13 protein-coding genes are annotated in these 14,992 nt (G+C 52.8%); 7 read left to right on the top strand and 6 right to left on the bottom strand.

Translation table 11 applies throughout. The annotated features are described in order from the left end of the window. Positions 1-5: 5 nt before the first annotated feature. Entirely contained in the window at positions 6-1,373 is a 1,368-nt protein-coding gene (locus tag EL633_RS19495) for a sensor histidine kinase (protein ID WP_126628789.1), read from the bottom strand. Between the two features lie 34 nt (positions 1,374-1,407). Beyond that, positions 1,408-2,088 (bottom strand): response regulator transcription factor, encoded by a 681-nt coding sequence (locus EL633_RS19490; RefSeq protein WP_126628788.1) that lies wholly within the window; start codon positions 2,086-2,088, stop codon positions 1,408-1,410. A gap of 389 nt (positions 2,089-2,477) precedes the next feature. On the opposite strand from EL633_RS19490, the gene EL633_RS37550 reads away from it, so the two are divergent. From EL633_RS37550 to EL633_RS19465, 5 genes are all read left to right on the top strand, one after another. Next, positions 2,478-2,903 carry a hypothetical protein gene (locus EL633_RS37550; protein WP_307720619.1) on the top strand — a complete coding sequence of 142 codons (426 nt, stop codon included), beginning with the start codon at positions 2,478-2,480 and terminating at the stop codon, positions 2,901-2,903. 19 nt (positions 2,904-2,922) lie between these two features. Then, a complete protein-coding gene (locus EL633_RS19480) occupies positions 2,923-3,828 on the top strand; it encodes an FAD:protein FMN transferase (RefSeq protein ID WP_126628786.1) in 906 nt (301 codons plus the stop codon). Positions 3,829-3,887: 59 nt separating this feature from the next. Beyond that, complete coding sequence (locus EL633_RS19475) at positions 3,888-4,475, top strand: ferric reductase-like transmembrane domain-containing protein (protein ID WP_126628785.1); 588 nt, start codon at positions 3,888-3,890, stop codon at positions 4,473-4,475. A gap of 138 nt (positions 4,476-4,613) precedes the next feature. After that, complete coding sequence (locus EL633_RS19470) at positions 4,614-5,156, top strand: RNA polymerase sigma factor (RefSeq protein ID WP_126628784.1); 543 nt, start codon at positions 4,614-4,616, stop codon at positions 5,154-5,156. Between the two features lie 3 nt (positions 5,157-5,159). Beyond that, on the top strand, positions 5,160-6,896 hold the full coding sequence (locus tag EL633_RS19465; RefSeq protein ID WP_126628783.1) for a PQQ-binding-like beta-propeller repeat protein: 1,737 nt from the start codon (positions 5,160-5,162) through the stop codon (positions 6,894-6,896). 298 nt (positions 6,897-7,194) lie between these two features. On the opposite strand, the gene EL633_RS19460 is transcribed toward EL633_RS19465, so the two are convergent. From EL633_RS19460 to EL633_RS19445, 4 genes are all read right to left on the bottom strand, one after another. Next, positions 7,195-9,243 (bottom strand): glycosyltransferase family 39 protein, encoded by a 2,049-nt coding sequence (locus EL633_RS19460; RefSeq protein ID WP_126628782.1) that lies wholly within the window; start codon positions 9,241-9,243, stop codon positions 7,195-7,197. 194 nt (positions 9,244-9,437) lie between these two features. After that, positions 9,438-10,523, bottom strand: coding sequence for a glycosyltransferase family 4 protein (locus tag EL633_RS19455; RefSeq protein ID WP_246039174.1), 1,086 nt, complete (start codon positions 10,521-10,523; stop codon positions 9,438-9,440). 630 nt (positions 10,524-11,153) lie between these two features. Then, positions 11,154-11,522: a hypothetical protein gene (locus EL633_RS19450; RefSeq protein ID WP_126628780.1), complete on the bottom strand. Its 369-nt coding sequence runs from the start codon at positions 11,520-11,522 to the stop codon at positions 11,154-11,156. Positions 11,523-11,833: 311 nt separating this feature from the next. Beyond that, entirely contained in the window at positions 11,834-12,661 is an 828-nt protein-coding gene (locus EL633_RS19445) for an SDR family oxidoreductase (RefSeq protein WP_126628779.1), read from the bottom strand. 162 nt (positions 12,662-12,823) lie between these two features. Between EL633_RS19445 and EL633_RS19440 the strand changes: the two genes are divergently transcribed. Continuing rightward, positions 12,824-13,411, top strand: a complete 588-nt coding sequence (locus EL633_RS19440; RefSeq protein ID WP_126628778.1) for a TetR/AcrR family transcriptional regulator — start codon at positions 12,824-12,826, stop codon at positions 13,409-13,411. 398 nt (positions 13,412-13,809) lie between these two features. After that, positions 13,810-14,661 carry an alpha/beta fold hydrolase gene (locus tag EL633_RS19435; RefSeq protein WP_126628777.1) on the top strand — a complete coding sequence of 284 codons (852 nt, stop codon included), beginning with the start codon at positions 13,810-13,812 and terminating at the stop codon, positions 14,659-14,661. Positions 14,662-14,992 lie beyond the last annotated feature (331 nt).

The following is a 14,992-nucleotide window of genomic DNA, read 5'->3' as shown; positions in this document are numbered from 1 at the left end:
ACTTGCTACATTGGGAAGGTCAGGGTGACGGTCGTGCTTTGCTGGGGTACGCTGGTGAGGGTAAACTCGCCATTGTGGTCCAGTATGATACGACGAGCAATCGAGAGTCCAAGGCCCGTTCCGCCGATCTGGCGTGAGCGGGCTTTGTCTACACGGTAGAAACGTTCACCGAGGTGTGGCAGATGTTCGGCGGCGATGCCAATGCCGGTGTCGCGTATTTGCAGGATGGCCCGCTTCCCTTGCTCACTGACACTGAGGATGACCTGCCCGCCAGAACGGTTGTATTTGATGGCGTTGTCCAGCAAGATCAGGACAGCCTGCTCTAAGAGCATGGGATCTCCAATAATATGGGGATCGCCAGTAGCCTCTACTTTAACGCTGATCTCGCGCTGCTCGGCCAGGGTCTGCACACGGCGCGCCCCCGCCTGAGCCAGTTGGGGCAGGTCAATGACTTCATGTTCACGATGGGTCGCATTGGTATCCAACCGTGCGAGGGTCAAGAGGTTGTCTGAGATACGGGCCATGTGATTGACTTCAGAGACAATATCCTGCAAAAGCTCCACATCATCGGCATCAAAGTGCTTGCGCCCACGCAGGAGCACATCGGCATCGGCATGCATGAGCGTCAAAGGCGTGCGCAATTCATGCGAAGCGTCCGCGATAAAGCGCTGCTGATTCGTCCAGGCCAGGCGGGCGGGCGCCAATGCGCGGTTCGAGAGAAACAGGCCACCAATACCAGCCCCAAGCAGGGCCACGCTACCAATACCCAGCAGGAGCATCAGCAGAGATGAGAGCGCGGACGCCTGGGCCCGAACGGACTCACCAATGACTATTACGCCGCTAGCGCCTCGTCCATTTGAGCCGGGAACGACCAGCGCATAGCGATAGACCTGTCCTTCGGAACCGCCAGCATCCACGATATCATGGGCCGGCTGACCCGTCTGTAGCGCGGTTTTGGCCAGCGTATTCGCCAGAAAAGCCGGAGCGATGCCCGAAGTATTTTCACCTGAGAGCAACGAACCCGACTGATCAAAACACACCACCTGTTCCGGCAACTGAAATCCCTGTCCTGGAGGAGGCGGGAGCGGCCCTGGATTATGCCCATTCAATAATGGACAGGCACGCAGCGGGGAGTCAGCGAGCCATTGCGCGCGATGCCCCTGAGCATGCGCGGCGGCATCCGTTTCAATCGGGCTGAACAAAGCATACTGTGTACCCAGATAGAGCGCGATCCCAAACAGGATCAATGCGCCCCCCATGACGGCACAATACCAGAGCGTCAGGCGAATGCGCAGCCCCTGAAACAGGATAGCTCCAGCCTCTCGTGAGCGGCGCTGCCTGCCACGATACCCTGCGAACCATCTCCAATGCATCTTGCGCGCTCCTTCTCTCTACTTGTATCTATTATTATTGGCGTGCATCGATCTTATACCCTACGCCACGCACAGTTTTAATTAATGGGTAAGCAAAACCCTGATCGATCTTATCACGCAAATAGTGAATATAGATATCCACAACATTCGAGAGTCCCTCCAGATCATAGCGCCAGACAGCATCAACGATCTGTGTACGCGAGAGCGCCTGCCCTGGATGGCGCAGCAGATATTCCAGCAAAGCAAATTCCTTAGCCGTAAGATCAACGATGCGTCCGGTCCGCCGTACTTCGTGGCGCACCAGATCAAGCGTCAGATCGCCTATACTCAATTGGGAAGCCTCATCAAAACGCCGATCGCGACGACGTAGCAAAGCATTGATACGAGCCAGTAATTCCTCCATCGCAAAAGGCTTGGTCAGATAATCGTCCGCGCCCACATTCAGCCCGGTCACACGATCCTCGACCGCCCCACGCGCCGTCAGCATCAGCACTGGCGTCATAATACGTTCAGCCCGAAGCTGACGGCAGATCTCAAGTCCATCAATACCCGGCAACATCAAATCAAGCACCACCACATCATACGTATCACTCAAAGCCAGATCAAGTCCTTTATCACCATCATAGGCCAGATCAACCGTATGTCGCTCCTCCAACAACACACGACGCAACAAATACGCCAGACGCTGCTCATCCTCCACAACCAGAACATGCATAATATACTTCCCTTTTAACACCTACCAGATATTTCTCATCAAAATTTTATCATGTAAACATACTAGATTTAGTATTTATTTCATTCATTTCAGCAAATAGTGATCACAGATCACTATTTGCTGAAATGAATGAAATAAATACTAAACATTGTAAGGGCACTTTAGTGCCCGAGTGCGCCCAGGCGCACGACGCCAGATCCATTATGAGCATACCACCACTTTATTGGAAAGAGATTGGAAAGGAATGAGGATATTCCAATCTAGCCAGAACCGAAGCGCAGCATCAAAATGAGAACATTCTCATAAATTTCTCATAAAGTTTTCATACAACTGTTCTATGCTTAGCACATGATTTAGTTAATCACACCAAAGATTGGACAGCTAGAACAATGGAAATAAATCCAAACAATTACGATAGACAGACCACAAGGATTGGAAAACCGCCCGCAGGACAAAAAGTTCGGCCTCCACAGAAGATGCCGAAGGCACAAGCGCTGGAAATGGCAAACAAGCTGAAACACTGGTTCGCCGTTTCTTCGATCCTGGGTTTTGGCGCATTCGGCGGACTGGTCGCGCTCCATCAGGTTGGCAGCACAACCAGCACGGCAACCACCAGCACCCAGGCGACGACATCTACATCTTCTCAGACCAGTAAGAGTATCTCACAGCCGCAGGAGGGAAATAACATTGGTACAACTACAGCGACACCAACAGCGACCGCAACCAGCACGCCAACCCCAACACCAGTTGACAGCGGTACAACCAATAACTTCCCCGCGCCAGCCGGCCCTGTTAGCGGCACCAGCGCATCCTGATTATACGACTCCTGAAGGCATGTGCCGCAAGGAGTTCCGAGCGATGGGCACGACCATTTCTATGCTCCTGCCGGAAAAGCAGGCCGAGAAGGGCATACAGCTTGTCTATCTGCTCTTCCTGGAATGGGAGCAGACCCTGAGCCGTTTCTTGCCGGAGAGCGAACTTTCGCGCCTGAACAGACAGGCTGGCACGCCCATGATGGTAAGTGAACTGCTCTACACGGTCCTGGTGGCCGCATTGGCGGCGGCTCGGACCACCGAGGGCGTCTATGATCCGACATTACACGATCAACTGGTCCAACTGGGCTATGACAGAAGCTTTGAGCAGCTTGAGGCAGTACCAGCCAGCCTCGGAGAGGCACACAACCAGGGAGGCGCATGGCGACATATTCAGTTAAGCCCACACTCGCGTCGTGTTACGCTGCCCATGGGCTGCAAGCTGGACTTTGGCGGGATCGCCAAGGGTATGGCCGTGGATGCCGCCGTGGAGCGGCTACGCCAGCATGGCATCAGGCCCGCACTCGTCAATGCGGGCGGAGATCTAGCGGTCCTGGATCTCCCGCCGCGTGCCGCGTACTGGCCGATTGCGGTTCCCGCACAAAACGCTAGCTGGACCCTTCCGCTGGGCCGTGGGGCTATGGCCACATCGGGAATTGCCCGCCGACACTGGTTGCAGGGACAAACGTTGCGCCACCACCTGCTCGATCCACAAACAGGACTACCAGCGCTAAACGATCTCTGGTCCGTAACGGTGGTCACCGATTGGTGTGAGCAGGCCGAAGTGGCCGCGAAAGTCGCCTTTATTCAAGGTCCCCAGGACGGCGTAACCTTTCTACGCCAACAAAATATCGCAGGCATGTTTATACACATAGACGGCAGTTGGGAAACCGTCGCACCATGGCCTGAGCTTGAAATGCACACATAAATGTCTTTATACTACTTAAAAAAATAATATATGTTTATGCTCATGAAAGAAGAAAAACAATGAATAGTATCTGGCAAAACGTCACCTGGGATATTGCACGTGCCGGCGGCTTCACAACCTATGTCTTACTGGCCCTGGCCGTGATTATGGGACTGGCCCTCTCGACCCAGTTGCAATCACCCGGTCGCTGGCCCCGCCTGATCAATAGCGAACTGCATAACTTTCTCACATTACTCAGCAGCATTTTTCTGGTGGTCCATATCGCAGCCGTATGGATCGATCCATTCACCCATTTCGGTTGGAGCGACATCCTGATGCCATTCGCCACCAGCTATCGTCCCATCTGGATGGCCCTGGGTATCGTCGGAGTATACCTTGGTATCGCCATCGGTATCAGCACATTACTACGACCATATATTGGCTATAAACTATGGAGGAAACTCCACATATTGACCCTGCTCATTTTTATGCTGGCAACCATCCATGGCATCGGCACCGGTAGCGACACCCAGACGCGCTGGGCCCTCGGCCTCTATGCGGTCAGTAGCATCCTGGTAGCGCTCCTGCTCATACGCCGGCTGTGGGCACTCAAAAAGAAGCGCACACCCGTAGTCAACCCCGCACGCCAACGCCCATGGGCGGCATAAAACACCTCGACATAAACAAAGGGCCATACGTTGTTGTATGGCCCTTTGTTTATGTCGAGGTGGCATGTGTCACACTTTTTGGCCCATAAACGATGTGTTTAGCGAGATCTCAAACATGCAGAGGGGATAGCGCAAAGCATGCATCAGCCACGTGACACACAAACGACCGGTGCATCTACGGATGTGCTTTTTGAACGCTATGGGGGAAAAATATTCACCTACCTGCGTCAGCACACGCACTTGCGGGAAGATGCTGAAGATATTTTGCTCGACATCTTCACCGCCGCCATGGAAGATACACGTTTCGCGACACTGCCTGAGCAGGCCCAGGTGGCCTGGCTATGGCGGGTCGCTCGCAATAAAACCATTGATGCTTTTCGGAAAGGAAGTATACGCAACAATGTCCCACTGGAGCATGTTGCCGACACCATCTATATGAACGAAATACACGGTCCTGAAGGGGCCGCTCTCCGTCTGGACAACGTAGCGCAAATCAAGCAACTGTTAGCTGATCTATCACCCGCGCAACAGGAAGTACTCTGGCTGCGCTTCGGCTATGAACTCAATAGTCCTGAAATCGCCATCATCATCGGCAAAAGCGAGACAGCGGTACGCGCGATGCTCTCACGTACCATGAACTTTTTGCGCCAGTCACAGCACATACGCGGAAAGGGGGAATAAATCATGACTCATCAAGATGAATACTATCGTCCTGAACAGATTGATGAGCAGACCAGCCAGACCGCGCATTCACCACAACAAGATCCCATGGCCAGCGAACTTGCTGAGACACTTGGCCATATCTACCACATCGAGGTAACCAGTGAAGATCAAGAGGCCATTGCCCGTGTCAAACAACGCTTACGCAACATCAATGCCCAGCAAGCGCCAGCAGAAGCAGGCAGAGACATTCCTCCATTGCATACGCGATTGGACTCAGCGCAGAGCGATAGTCTCGCCAGACAACAAAGGAGCAGCGGCATGAAGCAGAACAAGGTCAATAGGCCAGGCATTAACTCTATCCGGCAAGTCCTGGTCGCGATGCTGGCCATCGGGGTAATCATCGGCAGCTGGTTCGTGGTAACCAGCATTTTTCATCCTGGTCCTGTGGCTCTGACCAGCGATGGCCAGACGACCACAGTCCAATCCGGGCCAGCGAATATCTACAAAGTAGTCAAAAAGACACTCAGCAAGCTCAATGGGCAGACTGGTGCGGTCATCTGGTCGCAGCCCCTTAGATCTCGCCTGGGAATACAGGAGTTTAACATCCACATTATTGTCAGGCAGGAGACAGTCTATGCGATGCTCGACCATGACCTCTACGCCTTCAGGACCGACAATGGTCAACAACGCTGGCATACTGAAATGCCGCAGGCCACCAACTTCACCACCGATATTAATCATACTGCCTTCTATATCTTTCGCAACGACGGCACATTAGCGGCCTATGCCCTTGATGATGGACATCAGCTATGGCAAAATACGCAACGCTTTAATAATTCAAGCTTCAGCGTCTCGGACCAGAACCTCTACATCAAAGACGGTGTTAGAAATCCTGAGAGCAACCTGCCAGATGAAATTTTATACGCATTTGATGCACAGACCGGACATCAACGCTGGCAGTTCAAGACTCCAGGCGGGAGCGGACTGCCCGGTCCTACCTATGTCTCCAATGGCCGGGCGTATGTCTCCATCGATCAATATCTCATCGTGTTGGATGAGCAGAGCGGCAAGAAAATATGGCAGCAACAAACAAATATACCGGGAGATTACTTTACCGGCATCCAAGCTAGCGATGGCGTCATCTATGCAGGTACAGGCCACGTCAGCACACTCATGGGCTGTCCGCCAGACAAACCTGAGTGCAATGGCAAAGATACTGGCCGTATCTTTGCCTTCAACGCACGGACAGGCCAGAGGCTATGGCAGAGCGCTACACGCTTCCATCGCATGAACGACGCCAGTAATATCAACGCCTATAGCGCAGGCTTTGAACCGTATCCGACTCCGGTGAGCAATCATATCTTGATCGGCTATTATATTCCTGCTCCCAAGCCCAACCAGAAGCCAGATGCGACGCCCTACACAATCTACGCCTTCGACACACGGACCGGCAGAGATGTCTGGCAACTGCCCATCACCACACGAGGCGACAATTTTTACGCCACAATTAATGGCAACACCCTGTATACTACCAACGGCTCACAAACCATCATGATTGATCTCACAAGTGGTAAAAAAATTCAGGAGAAGAACATTAGCAACACAAACAACACTATCCTGGGCTTCAACAAAGACCTGATATACATGTTGGACATTAACACCAGTTCCTTTCAAGCCCGCCGCCTGAAGGACTTTTCGCTGGTCTGGACAACCCCTAGCTCCAACATCATCACCCAGATTCCCATCCTGCAACCCTGACCAGATGGAAAAAAAGCGGTAGCGGCAGCCCTGGTGGCTGCGCACGTACCCCCAAGTGCGCAACCACCAACCTTTCGAGTACACGTACCCGCCAGCCTTCCTTGACGACAACGTTCGCCCACTTTCCCCTTTTGTCAATGCTATGATCGCAGGGGCAGGTGGCCGGAGATTTTCGTGGGGCGAGACGTGGTGGCAGGTGAACTCGTGGTGCGGGCGGCTGCGCACGTACCCTCACGTGCGCAGCCACCAGGGCTGCCGCTACTGCTCTTTTTTCTTTTATCGATACGATATATGGGTTTTATTTGGTGGGGGTACAGTTGTAGAGTTGGGTGGTGGTGCTGCTGGCTTTACCTTGCCATTGGCTGGCGTTGACGGTGGCACAGTTCTGGGTGACCCAGGTTGTGAGGGTGCTTTGACCTCCACGGTGGCCGCCTGCGAAGGCGCCGGGGTCGTTGAGCAGGAAGTAGCGGATGGTGCCGTTGGCGACGAGCGCGGAGAGCTGGCTGGTGGTCAAAATGGGATCACTGCCAGAGAAGCCTCCGAGGGCCATGACGCCTTTGTTGGTTGCCAGGATGATGGCGTCGGCCTGATTGGAACTGGGGACGGCCACCAGGTATTTTGCGTTCCCCTGGTTGGCTTCCAGGTATTTGATGAGGGCACTACTGACATTGCCCCCGCCACCAGGACCTGCCGCTGGCCGTTGCGGCACGACACCGCTCTGTCTGGCGGTAACGTTTTCTCTCCCAAGGACCATTTGTTGGCTGGGGCCCGCTACAGGCAGGTTGTCTGCAGTATTCTGGATGGCGGGCACGGCCGACCAGATAGCGGATGTGAGGAGCAGGACGAGCAGGCCAGTACAGAGTGCCGAGACCAGCATGGGTTTGTTGAGGTTGAGGCGAGGAAAGAGGCGGGCGCCAAACAGGATCAATGAGGCCAGCGTACAGCCCGTTGCAATCACGGGAATCAGCCAGGTTCCCCAGGCGCTATTACTCATGATAATGTGGATCTGCTCGAACGCGGTCAACATCAGCGCGATTGGGAGCAGCCAGCCACGCCAATTGGTATGCCAGTAATCTCTCCACATTACGACGACACCAATTCCGAACAGGGCACAGATGGCGGGCGCGAGCGTCGATAGGTAGTATTGATGGAAAAAGCTGGCGATACTAAAGAAGGCTCCCATGGTCAGGAGCCAGATGCCCCACAGGATCAGCGATTGTTGCTCAGGCGACGCGCGGAAACGTGGACGACCCTGCCATGCCAGCGCCACTATACCAAATAGGGCCAGCGGCAAGAGCCAGACAATCTGTCCACCAAGCGGCTCGTTAAAGAGACGTAAGATGCCAGGCGTACCTGTATTGAACATACCGCCAGTTCCTCCTGGCGCTCCCTGTGGGGGTTGAGCTCCATTTATACCCTGTGGTGGCGGGGTTCCCTGGGGAGGATTACCTGTTGTCGGGCTCGCCTGAGTTCCAGCGTTGCGGCTCCCACCAATACCAAAGGAACCGAGCAGGCGCTGCACACCATTATAGCCAAGGGCCAGACTGAGCTCTGAATTGTCCTGTGAGGAACCCACATAAGGACGCTGGGACGCTGGCGTGAGATCGACGACGACCGCCCAGGATAATGAGATCGCCAGCATGACGGCCGCCGCTACGAGAAGTTGAGCAATACGCATCTTGAGACTTCTCGGTGCGGCAAGCAGGTAAAGGAGTGCATAAGCCGGGACCACCAGGTAGGCCTCAAGCATCTTGATATTGAACCCAAGTCCGACCAGGACAGCGGTAAGCAGTAGCCAGCGCCACTTGCCTGTCTCGGCGGCCTTCATGATGGTCCAGGCACCCAGGAGCATGGTCAGGACCAACGTGCTATCGATGGTATTATTGCGATTGGTGACCACGCTAATCGGACTGACCGCCAGGGCCAGCGCGGCCAGCAGACCAGCCACGACCCCGAAATGACGACGCACAAGATGGTAGAGCAACAGGACCGCAAGCACACCTGCGAGCGCCTGCGGAAAAAAGACACTAAACGGCGTAAAGCCAAAGACCTTCGCGCTGGCCGCCTGCAACCAGAATCCCAGCGGCGGTTTATCCACCGACACAAAACCCACCGGGTCTAGCGAGACAAAGAAAAAAGTGTGCCAGCTATCAAGCATACTTCTAATAGCACTGGCATAGTAGGTATTGCCGAAACCATTCTGTCCCAATTGATAGAAGTTCATAAAAATGGAGGTAAGCAGAATAATACCCAGGCTCACAGGCTGCCAGAGGCGGGTCCAGCGTCTGGCTGGCCGTTCCAATGGCTCCGATGGCACAACTGGCACGCTCGAAGTTGTATCGATCATAGTAATAATTGTCCCTTCGCAAGGCTATTAATAGGTATTCTTGCATGAGCAAGAAAGTGGAGAGCAAGGCATCTTTACCTTGTGGGATGCTTTCTATTGCATAGCCTAGCAGCGGGGCATGGGAATACTATTGGAAATACATGAGAAAATTCTCATATATTTCTGCTTATCGGGAGACAGCACACTTTGTAGCACTAGCTCAAAGCGCTCATGGTCCTGACCACTTCCCGGTAGAGGTGTTCATATTTGCGTGCCATAGTGTGGCAGGAGAAATGTTGCCGGGCGTACGCACGCACTTTTGCGCGGTCAAGCTCGTCCAGATAGTCTATGGCCTGAACCATTTCTTCGAGGGTATTGACGAGAAAGCCGGTCTCACCATCACGGATAATCTCGGGCGCGGCTCCACGTGCAAACGAGATGACAGGACAACCTTGCGCCATGGCTTCAGCCATTACCATGCCGAACGGCTCTTCCCAGGTAATGGGATTAAGGAAGGCACGCGCCTGACTCATCAGGGTGTTTTTCTGTTCATAGGTGGCGGGACCATGATTATGGATCTGGTGGTTATCAATCTGGGGCTCGATCTGCGTGTAATAATAATCATGATCCGGGGTAAGCGTGCCGGCAAGTACTATTTGCACACGAGCCTGCCGGGCCGCTTCAATGGCCAAATGAGGTCCTTTGGCGGAAGCATAACGACCCAGCCAGAGAAAAAAGTCAGCCACAGGCTCCAGCGGTCGGCAAAATTGTTCCAGGGGCAGACCATGATGAACAACGCCGATAAAGTGCACTGGAAGATGTTGGGCCTGGCGAGCACGTTCACTAATCGCTACCAGCGGCACATAGGGAGCCCAGCCAGCAAAGTCTCCACACTTAATCTCATCCGAAACTTCAGCAGGCGCAAATGGCAGGTTGCTATGCAGGGTCGTCAGATGCGGCACCCGTAAAGCTGCTAGCAAGGGGAACAAATACATATCACCACCCGATGAGAGATGGGTATGCACAATATCAAAGTCAGCAGCCCGAACATATTGGAGTGCCCGCTGCAAATAATCGCATTCACGCTGGAAATCCGTCCACGGCACACCATCCTCATGCAAACCACGCTCAAGCAGCGGCACCAGATGGGCCGTCGTCTGGCTGTTTCCAGTTGCAAATAACGTGACATCATGGCCCTCAGCCACCTGCTCTTCAACTAAATTATGGATAACGGTCTCCGTCCCCCCATAATTCTTCGGTGGAATCGCAATCCATGGAGGGGCAATCTGAGCAATTTTCATACCAATCTCCATCAGTCCTATAACACTATATATTCATAGTAGAAAAACAATCGAAGAATGAGTAGAAACAGTTACATTTTTGTAATACGCTTGACCGCAGCTAGATGGAGACAAGTTCGTTTAGCGGAAAAAGAGCGCTGAAAATGTCACCAGGGCACAAGCCAGCTAAAAACAGTCACGTATTTTTTTGCAACGATATGCAGACCATTATGGACATGCTCAGAAACCTTCACTTAGAGCGAGGAGATGGTGACCATAATCGTAAACAGGTACTTTGACGTGAAGGAAGGAGACGGCCCACGGCCGCAAGGGGATTGCCCTACATTTGTCTTTTTTTTTATTCCGTTCTCTCAAATATACCATCCTGTTTATTCCCTTCCTGTATGGCAAAATGACCTGAAAATGACTATTGTAGGGCAATCCCCTTGCGGCCGTGGGCCGTCTCCTCGCCTTATGATTCTGTTGCTTCAACAAGATGCGGTCTCTGCGTTCCAGGCACACCCTTGATGTGAAATGCATTGGGCCTCCAATTTCCCACTCATGGGTACGCTGGCACAAAAATGAATGGCACAAAAAAAGCAGCGAGGCTCTTGATTAGAAAAAATCAAGAGCCTCGCTGCTTTTTTTATGTTAAAGGGTGGCCCCATGGACGAAAAGGCGTGTGTGGTACTCCTCGCCTGATCCTGAGAGGCGATTATAGCGGAACTCAAGCAACTCGCCGCTAGAGCTTGCGAGCACCTCAATGCAGCCTTGCGCCGAAAATAAACTCTGACGTAAGATTGGCACATCCATCCCCACCATTCCAACACTCACAGCGTCAGAAAGATTCAAGGTAACGCGTTCGATGGGCGCTCTCTCCTCTTCAAACATGGAGCCTTCCGCCTGTAACTGTGCGAGCAACATTGAGGGTGCAACCTCGGCCAGTGGGCGCGCGGAGGTACGCGGCGCGTCAACTGCTACTGAGGATGAATACGACTGCAAGGACGATGGACAAGACATGCGAAACCTCACTTCTTTTTTTAGGGCAAATGATACCAACCATGAACACAGTAGGAGCAGGAAAATCCAGAGGATGGGCTACTCCATATAATCTATAACCTTTTTGACGGCAATTTGCTTCCCATTTTTTGATCGGATGAGTTTTTCTGTCAGTTTCTGCTCTATTTTTAGAATGTGTCAGGCTCTCACCCTCATAGGGAAGCGTGCTGTCAACCGCACTCGGGCGCTAAAGCGCCCATACTTTCAAAAAGTGTTCGGAGAACACTTTTTGACATCACACTTGAAAGGGAGGCATAACCTTGAGCCTTAAATCAGTTGTTGAAGTAGTGCTCTGCAAGGTCTGGGAGAAGTTGCGGGTGTACAGGTCGCCATCCCAAGAGTGCCTGGGTTTGTGCACTCGACCTCGGTCTGTCGACCGCCGCCACTATGCCCAAAAAAGGGCCGAAGTGGGCGTTTGCCTCTTCATGGGAAATGCTGACCACCGGCAAATTCAGGTGGTGACCGATGACGCTAGCAATGTCGCGGAATGGCACTCCCTCATCGCCGACCCCGTCAAGCCGTGACCTCGCCGGAGCGCTTTCCAGTGCCAGGCGGTACAAGTGAGCCGCATCGAGGCGATGGACGGCCGCCCAGCGGTTGGACCCGTCGCCGATATAGGCAGAGACTCCCTTCGTGCGAGCGATAGTGATCAGTCTCGGCATGAATCCGTGCTTGTCGTCCTTGTCGTGCACGGATAGAGAGAGAGAGACCACCACTGATCGCACTCCCGCCAGTGCGAGCACCACGTTGTCCGATGCCTCCCCGTTCAGGTGTGCAGTGGTCACGAACGGCTTGCCTGTGCCTTCGAGCACCGCCCCCATCGCCTCAACGGCGCGCAGATCCTTTTGCACGGCGGTCGCATGGTCTGAAGCGTCGTGTTGAAATGCCAGGTGAATGACACCTTCGGCAGAGGCAGCACCGCTTTGAAGGCTGTCGAGGTCGTCAAGGGTACCGCGGTGCACCTCGGCCCCGGCTTCCTTGAGTACTGCGGCCCCCTTGTCTGAGCGGGTAAGGCCCACGACCGTATGACCGGCACCAATAAGTTCGTGAACGACAGCTAAACCAATATAGCCCGGTGCTCCTGTAACGAAAACACGCATAAGAAAGCCCTCCTTTTACTGGTAAGATCAAACGTAAGTATGGTAAAATGAGGCCATCTCCATTTATAAACGGAGGGTTCCTCACATTACCTCTCTATATTAACGGAGGGACCCTCACTTTGTCAAGGGTTATTATTCAAAGGCGGAAAGAAGGAGCATAAAATGAACGAGCCAACATCAGTCAACCGCCCAATGCGAGCTGATGCCCAGCGCAACTACGCTAGCCTGCTGAACGCGGCACGAGTTGCGGTCTCCGAGCGTGGTGCTGACATCGTCCTGGAGGACGTTGCCAGGTCAGCTGGGGTCGCGATAGGAACGCTGTACCGCCATTTTCCCACGCGCCAGGATCTCCTTGAAGCCGTGTTCCTGGATGAGACCAGTGAATTGAAGGCGCACGCTGAAGAACTCGCAAGCGCTCCGGTTCCTTTCGACGCTTTGATAAGCTGGCTTCGTCTCCAGATGGATTTCGCGGCTCGGGGGCGGAGCATGGGAGCTACCATCATGGCTGCTAAGCACGTTCCAGGAACGAGAATCTATGATGCGAACAAAGTGATGCATGAGGCGGGAGAAGTTCTCTTGCTCCGCGCCCAGGCTGCAGAACAGATCCGAACGGATGTCCATATTCTCGACGTGATGCGACTCGTCTATGGCATCGCCATGGTGAACGAACATGCCTCAGACCCTGATGGGGCTAACCGCATGCTCGATCTCGTCATCGCCGGAATTAGAACAAAGCCGAGTCGGGACTAAAAGATGGCTTGTCACCTCCCGGCTCTCAGCGATCTTTTTGACTATCTTTATTGGCGCCTGTTTATCCAGGCGCAGATGTCTGGCTCGTGCTCCTCATGAAAATGGCTGAAGAAGGCCGCCCCGCTCAATGGTTCGCCCTTGGGAGTCAGAAACACTCTTAATTAAAAACAGCATTATACTATTTTTCAATAGAATAGGTGCCAGATGGGCAATTCGACTGATGCATCAGGAAGACGATAGGTAAAAGACTAGTAACGATCGCTCAAAATAGGATGCAATGAGGTATGATCATTACAGAGAACAGGGACGCACAGTTGAGTGCAAAAACTATTCTCACAGGAAAAGAAATTTTAGGATGCAGAGTGCTCGCGTCAATATGCGGGCCGAAAGGAAATACAATGAGTTTCGCACAGGAAAATTCTAAGCGCTCAAACACGATCACAACGAAGGATGGCACACAGATCTTTTATAAGGACTGGGGAACTGGTCAACCTGTTGTATTTAGCCACGGTTGGCCCCTGAATGCTGATGTGTGGGACGAGCAGTTGAACTTTGTCGCCTCTCATGGCTATCGCGCCATCGCTCATGATCGCCGCGGCCATGGCCGCTCCAGCCAGACCTGGGATGGCAACAATATGGATACCTATGCTGACGATCTGGCCGAGCTCTTCGAGGCACTCGATCTGAAAAACGCAGTCATGGTTGGTCATTCCACCGGTGGTGGTGAAGTGGCTCGTTACATTGGTCGCCATGGCAGTTCACGTGTGGCGAAAGCTTTGCTGGTTGGCGCGGTTCCTCCAATCATGGTGAAATCAGATAGCAATCCAGGTGGCACACCTATCGATGCCTTTGATCAGATCCGTGCCGGCGTTGAGGCTGATCGCTCACAATTCTACAAAGATCTCAGCCACCCCTTCTTCAATGCCAACCGCCCAGGTTCAAAAGTATCACAGGGCCTGCTGGACGCATTCTGGCTCTGGTCAATGCAAGTTGGCTTCAAAGGCGCTTATGACTGCATCAAAGCCTTCTCCGAAACCAATTTCACCGAGGACCTCAAGAAAATAGATGTGCCAACCTTAGTCATCCACGGCGACGACGACCAGATCGTGCCGATCGCGGACGCCGGTATCCTCACCGCCAAAATCGTTAAAAACGCCACCTTGAAGGTTTATGAGGGAGCACCCCATGGCCTTACTTGCACCCATCAGGATAAATTCAACGCTGATCTGCTGGAATTCCTGAAGGCCTAAGCATCCAAAATTATCCAGGAAAACATAATCTCCAGTACGGGGGTAGTTGCCAACTCCCCCAAACTGGAGATTTTTTTTGAGAAAATTTCTTTGTTTAGTTCGGATTTACACGAAGCAAAGGCATCTAAAAGGCCATAATACTATCCTAAAATACAATCAAATCCCTGTTATGTCCTATATCATTGACATTTTCATCTCTTCTATTCTATACTAATTCTATCAATTAGGGAAAATACGAAGCAAACAGAGTCTGTACATGCGTTTATAACCTGACACGTTTACCATCAAAGTATTTTTCTATGTGGATGTATTACGTCACGTTTTGTAGCTA

This window comes from Dictyobacter alpinus, assembly GCF_003967575.1.
Taxonomy (GTDB): domain Bacteria; phylum Chloroflexota; class Ktedonobacteria; order Ktedonobacterales; family Ktedonobacteraceae; genus Dictyobacter; species Dictyobacter alpinus.
This window is presented reverse-complemented; position numbering and strand designations above follow the sequence as displayed.

What these genes read in the sequence shown, in the direction of transcription:
- EL633_RS19450 (WP_126628780.1), bottom strand. Translation starts at nt 11,522, where the DNA reads ATGTCTTGTCCATCGTCCTTGCAGTCGTATTCATCCTCAGTAGCAGTT.
- EL633_RS19440 (WP_126628778.1), top strand. Translation starts at nt 12,824, where the DNA reads ATGAACGAGCCAACATCAGTCAACCGCCCAATGCGAGCTGATGCCCAG.
- EL633_RS19470 (WP_126628784.1), top strand. Translation starts at nt 4,614, where the DNA reads ATGCATCAGCCACGTGACACACAAACGACCGGTGCATCTACGGATGTG.
- EL633_RS19435 (WP_126628777.1), top strand. Translation starts at nt 13,810, where the DNA reads ATGAGTTTCGCACAGGAAAATTCTAAGCGCTCAAACACGATCACAACG.
- EL633_RS19460 (WP_126628782.1), bottom strand. Translation starts at nt 9,243, where the DNA reads ATGATCGATACAACTTCGAGCGTGCCAGTTGTGCCATCGGAGCCATTG.
- EL633_RS37550 (WP_307720619.1), top strand. Translation starts at nt 2,478, where the DNA reads ATGGAAATAAATCCAAACAATTACGATAGACAGACCACAAGGATTGGA.
- EL633_RS19475 (WP_126628785.1), top strand. Translation starts at nt 3,888, where the DNA reads ATGAATAGTATCTGGCAAAACGTCACCTGGGATATTGCACGTGCCGGC.
- EL633_RS19480 (WP_126628786.1), top strand. Translation starts at nt 2,923, where the DNA reads ATGTGCCGCAAGGAGTTCCGAGCGATGGGCACGACCATTTCTATGCTC.
- EL633_RS19495 (WP_126628789.1), bottom strand. Translation starts at nt 1,373, where the DNA reads ATGCATTGGAGATGGTTCGCAGGGTATCGTGGCAGGCAGCGCCGCTCA.
- EL633_RS19455 (WP_246039174.1), bottom strand. Translation starts at nt 10,523, where the DNA reads ATGAAAATTGCTCAGATTGCCCCTCCATGGATTGCGATTCCACCGAAG.
- EL633_RS19445 (WP_126628779.1), bottom strand. Translation starts at nt 12,661, where the DNA reads ATGCGTGTTTTCGTTACAGGAGCACCGGGCTATATTGGTTTAGCTGTC.
- EL633_RS19465 (WP_126628783.1), top strand. Translation starts at nt 5,160, where the DNA reads ATGACTCATCAAGATGAATACTATCGTCCTGAACAGATTGATGAGCAG.
- EL633_RS19490 (WP_126628788.1), bottom strand. Translation starts at nt 2,088, where the DNA reads ATGCATGTTCTGGTTGTGGAGGATGAGCAGCGTCTGGCGTATTTGTTG.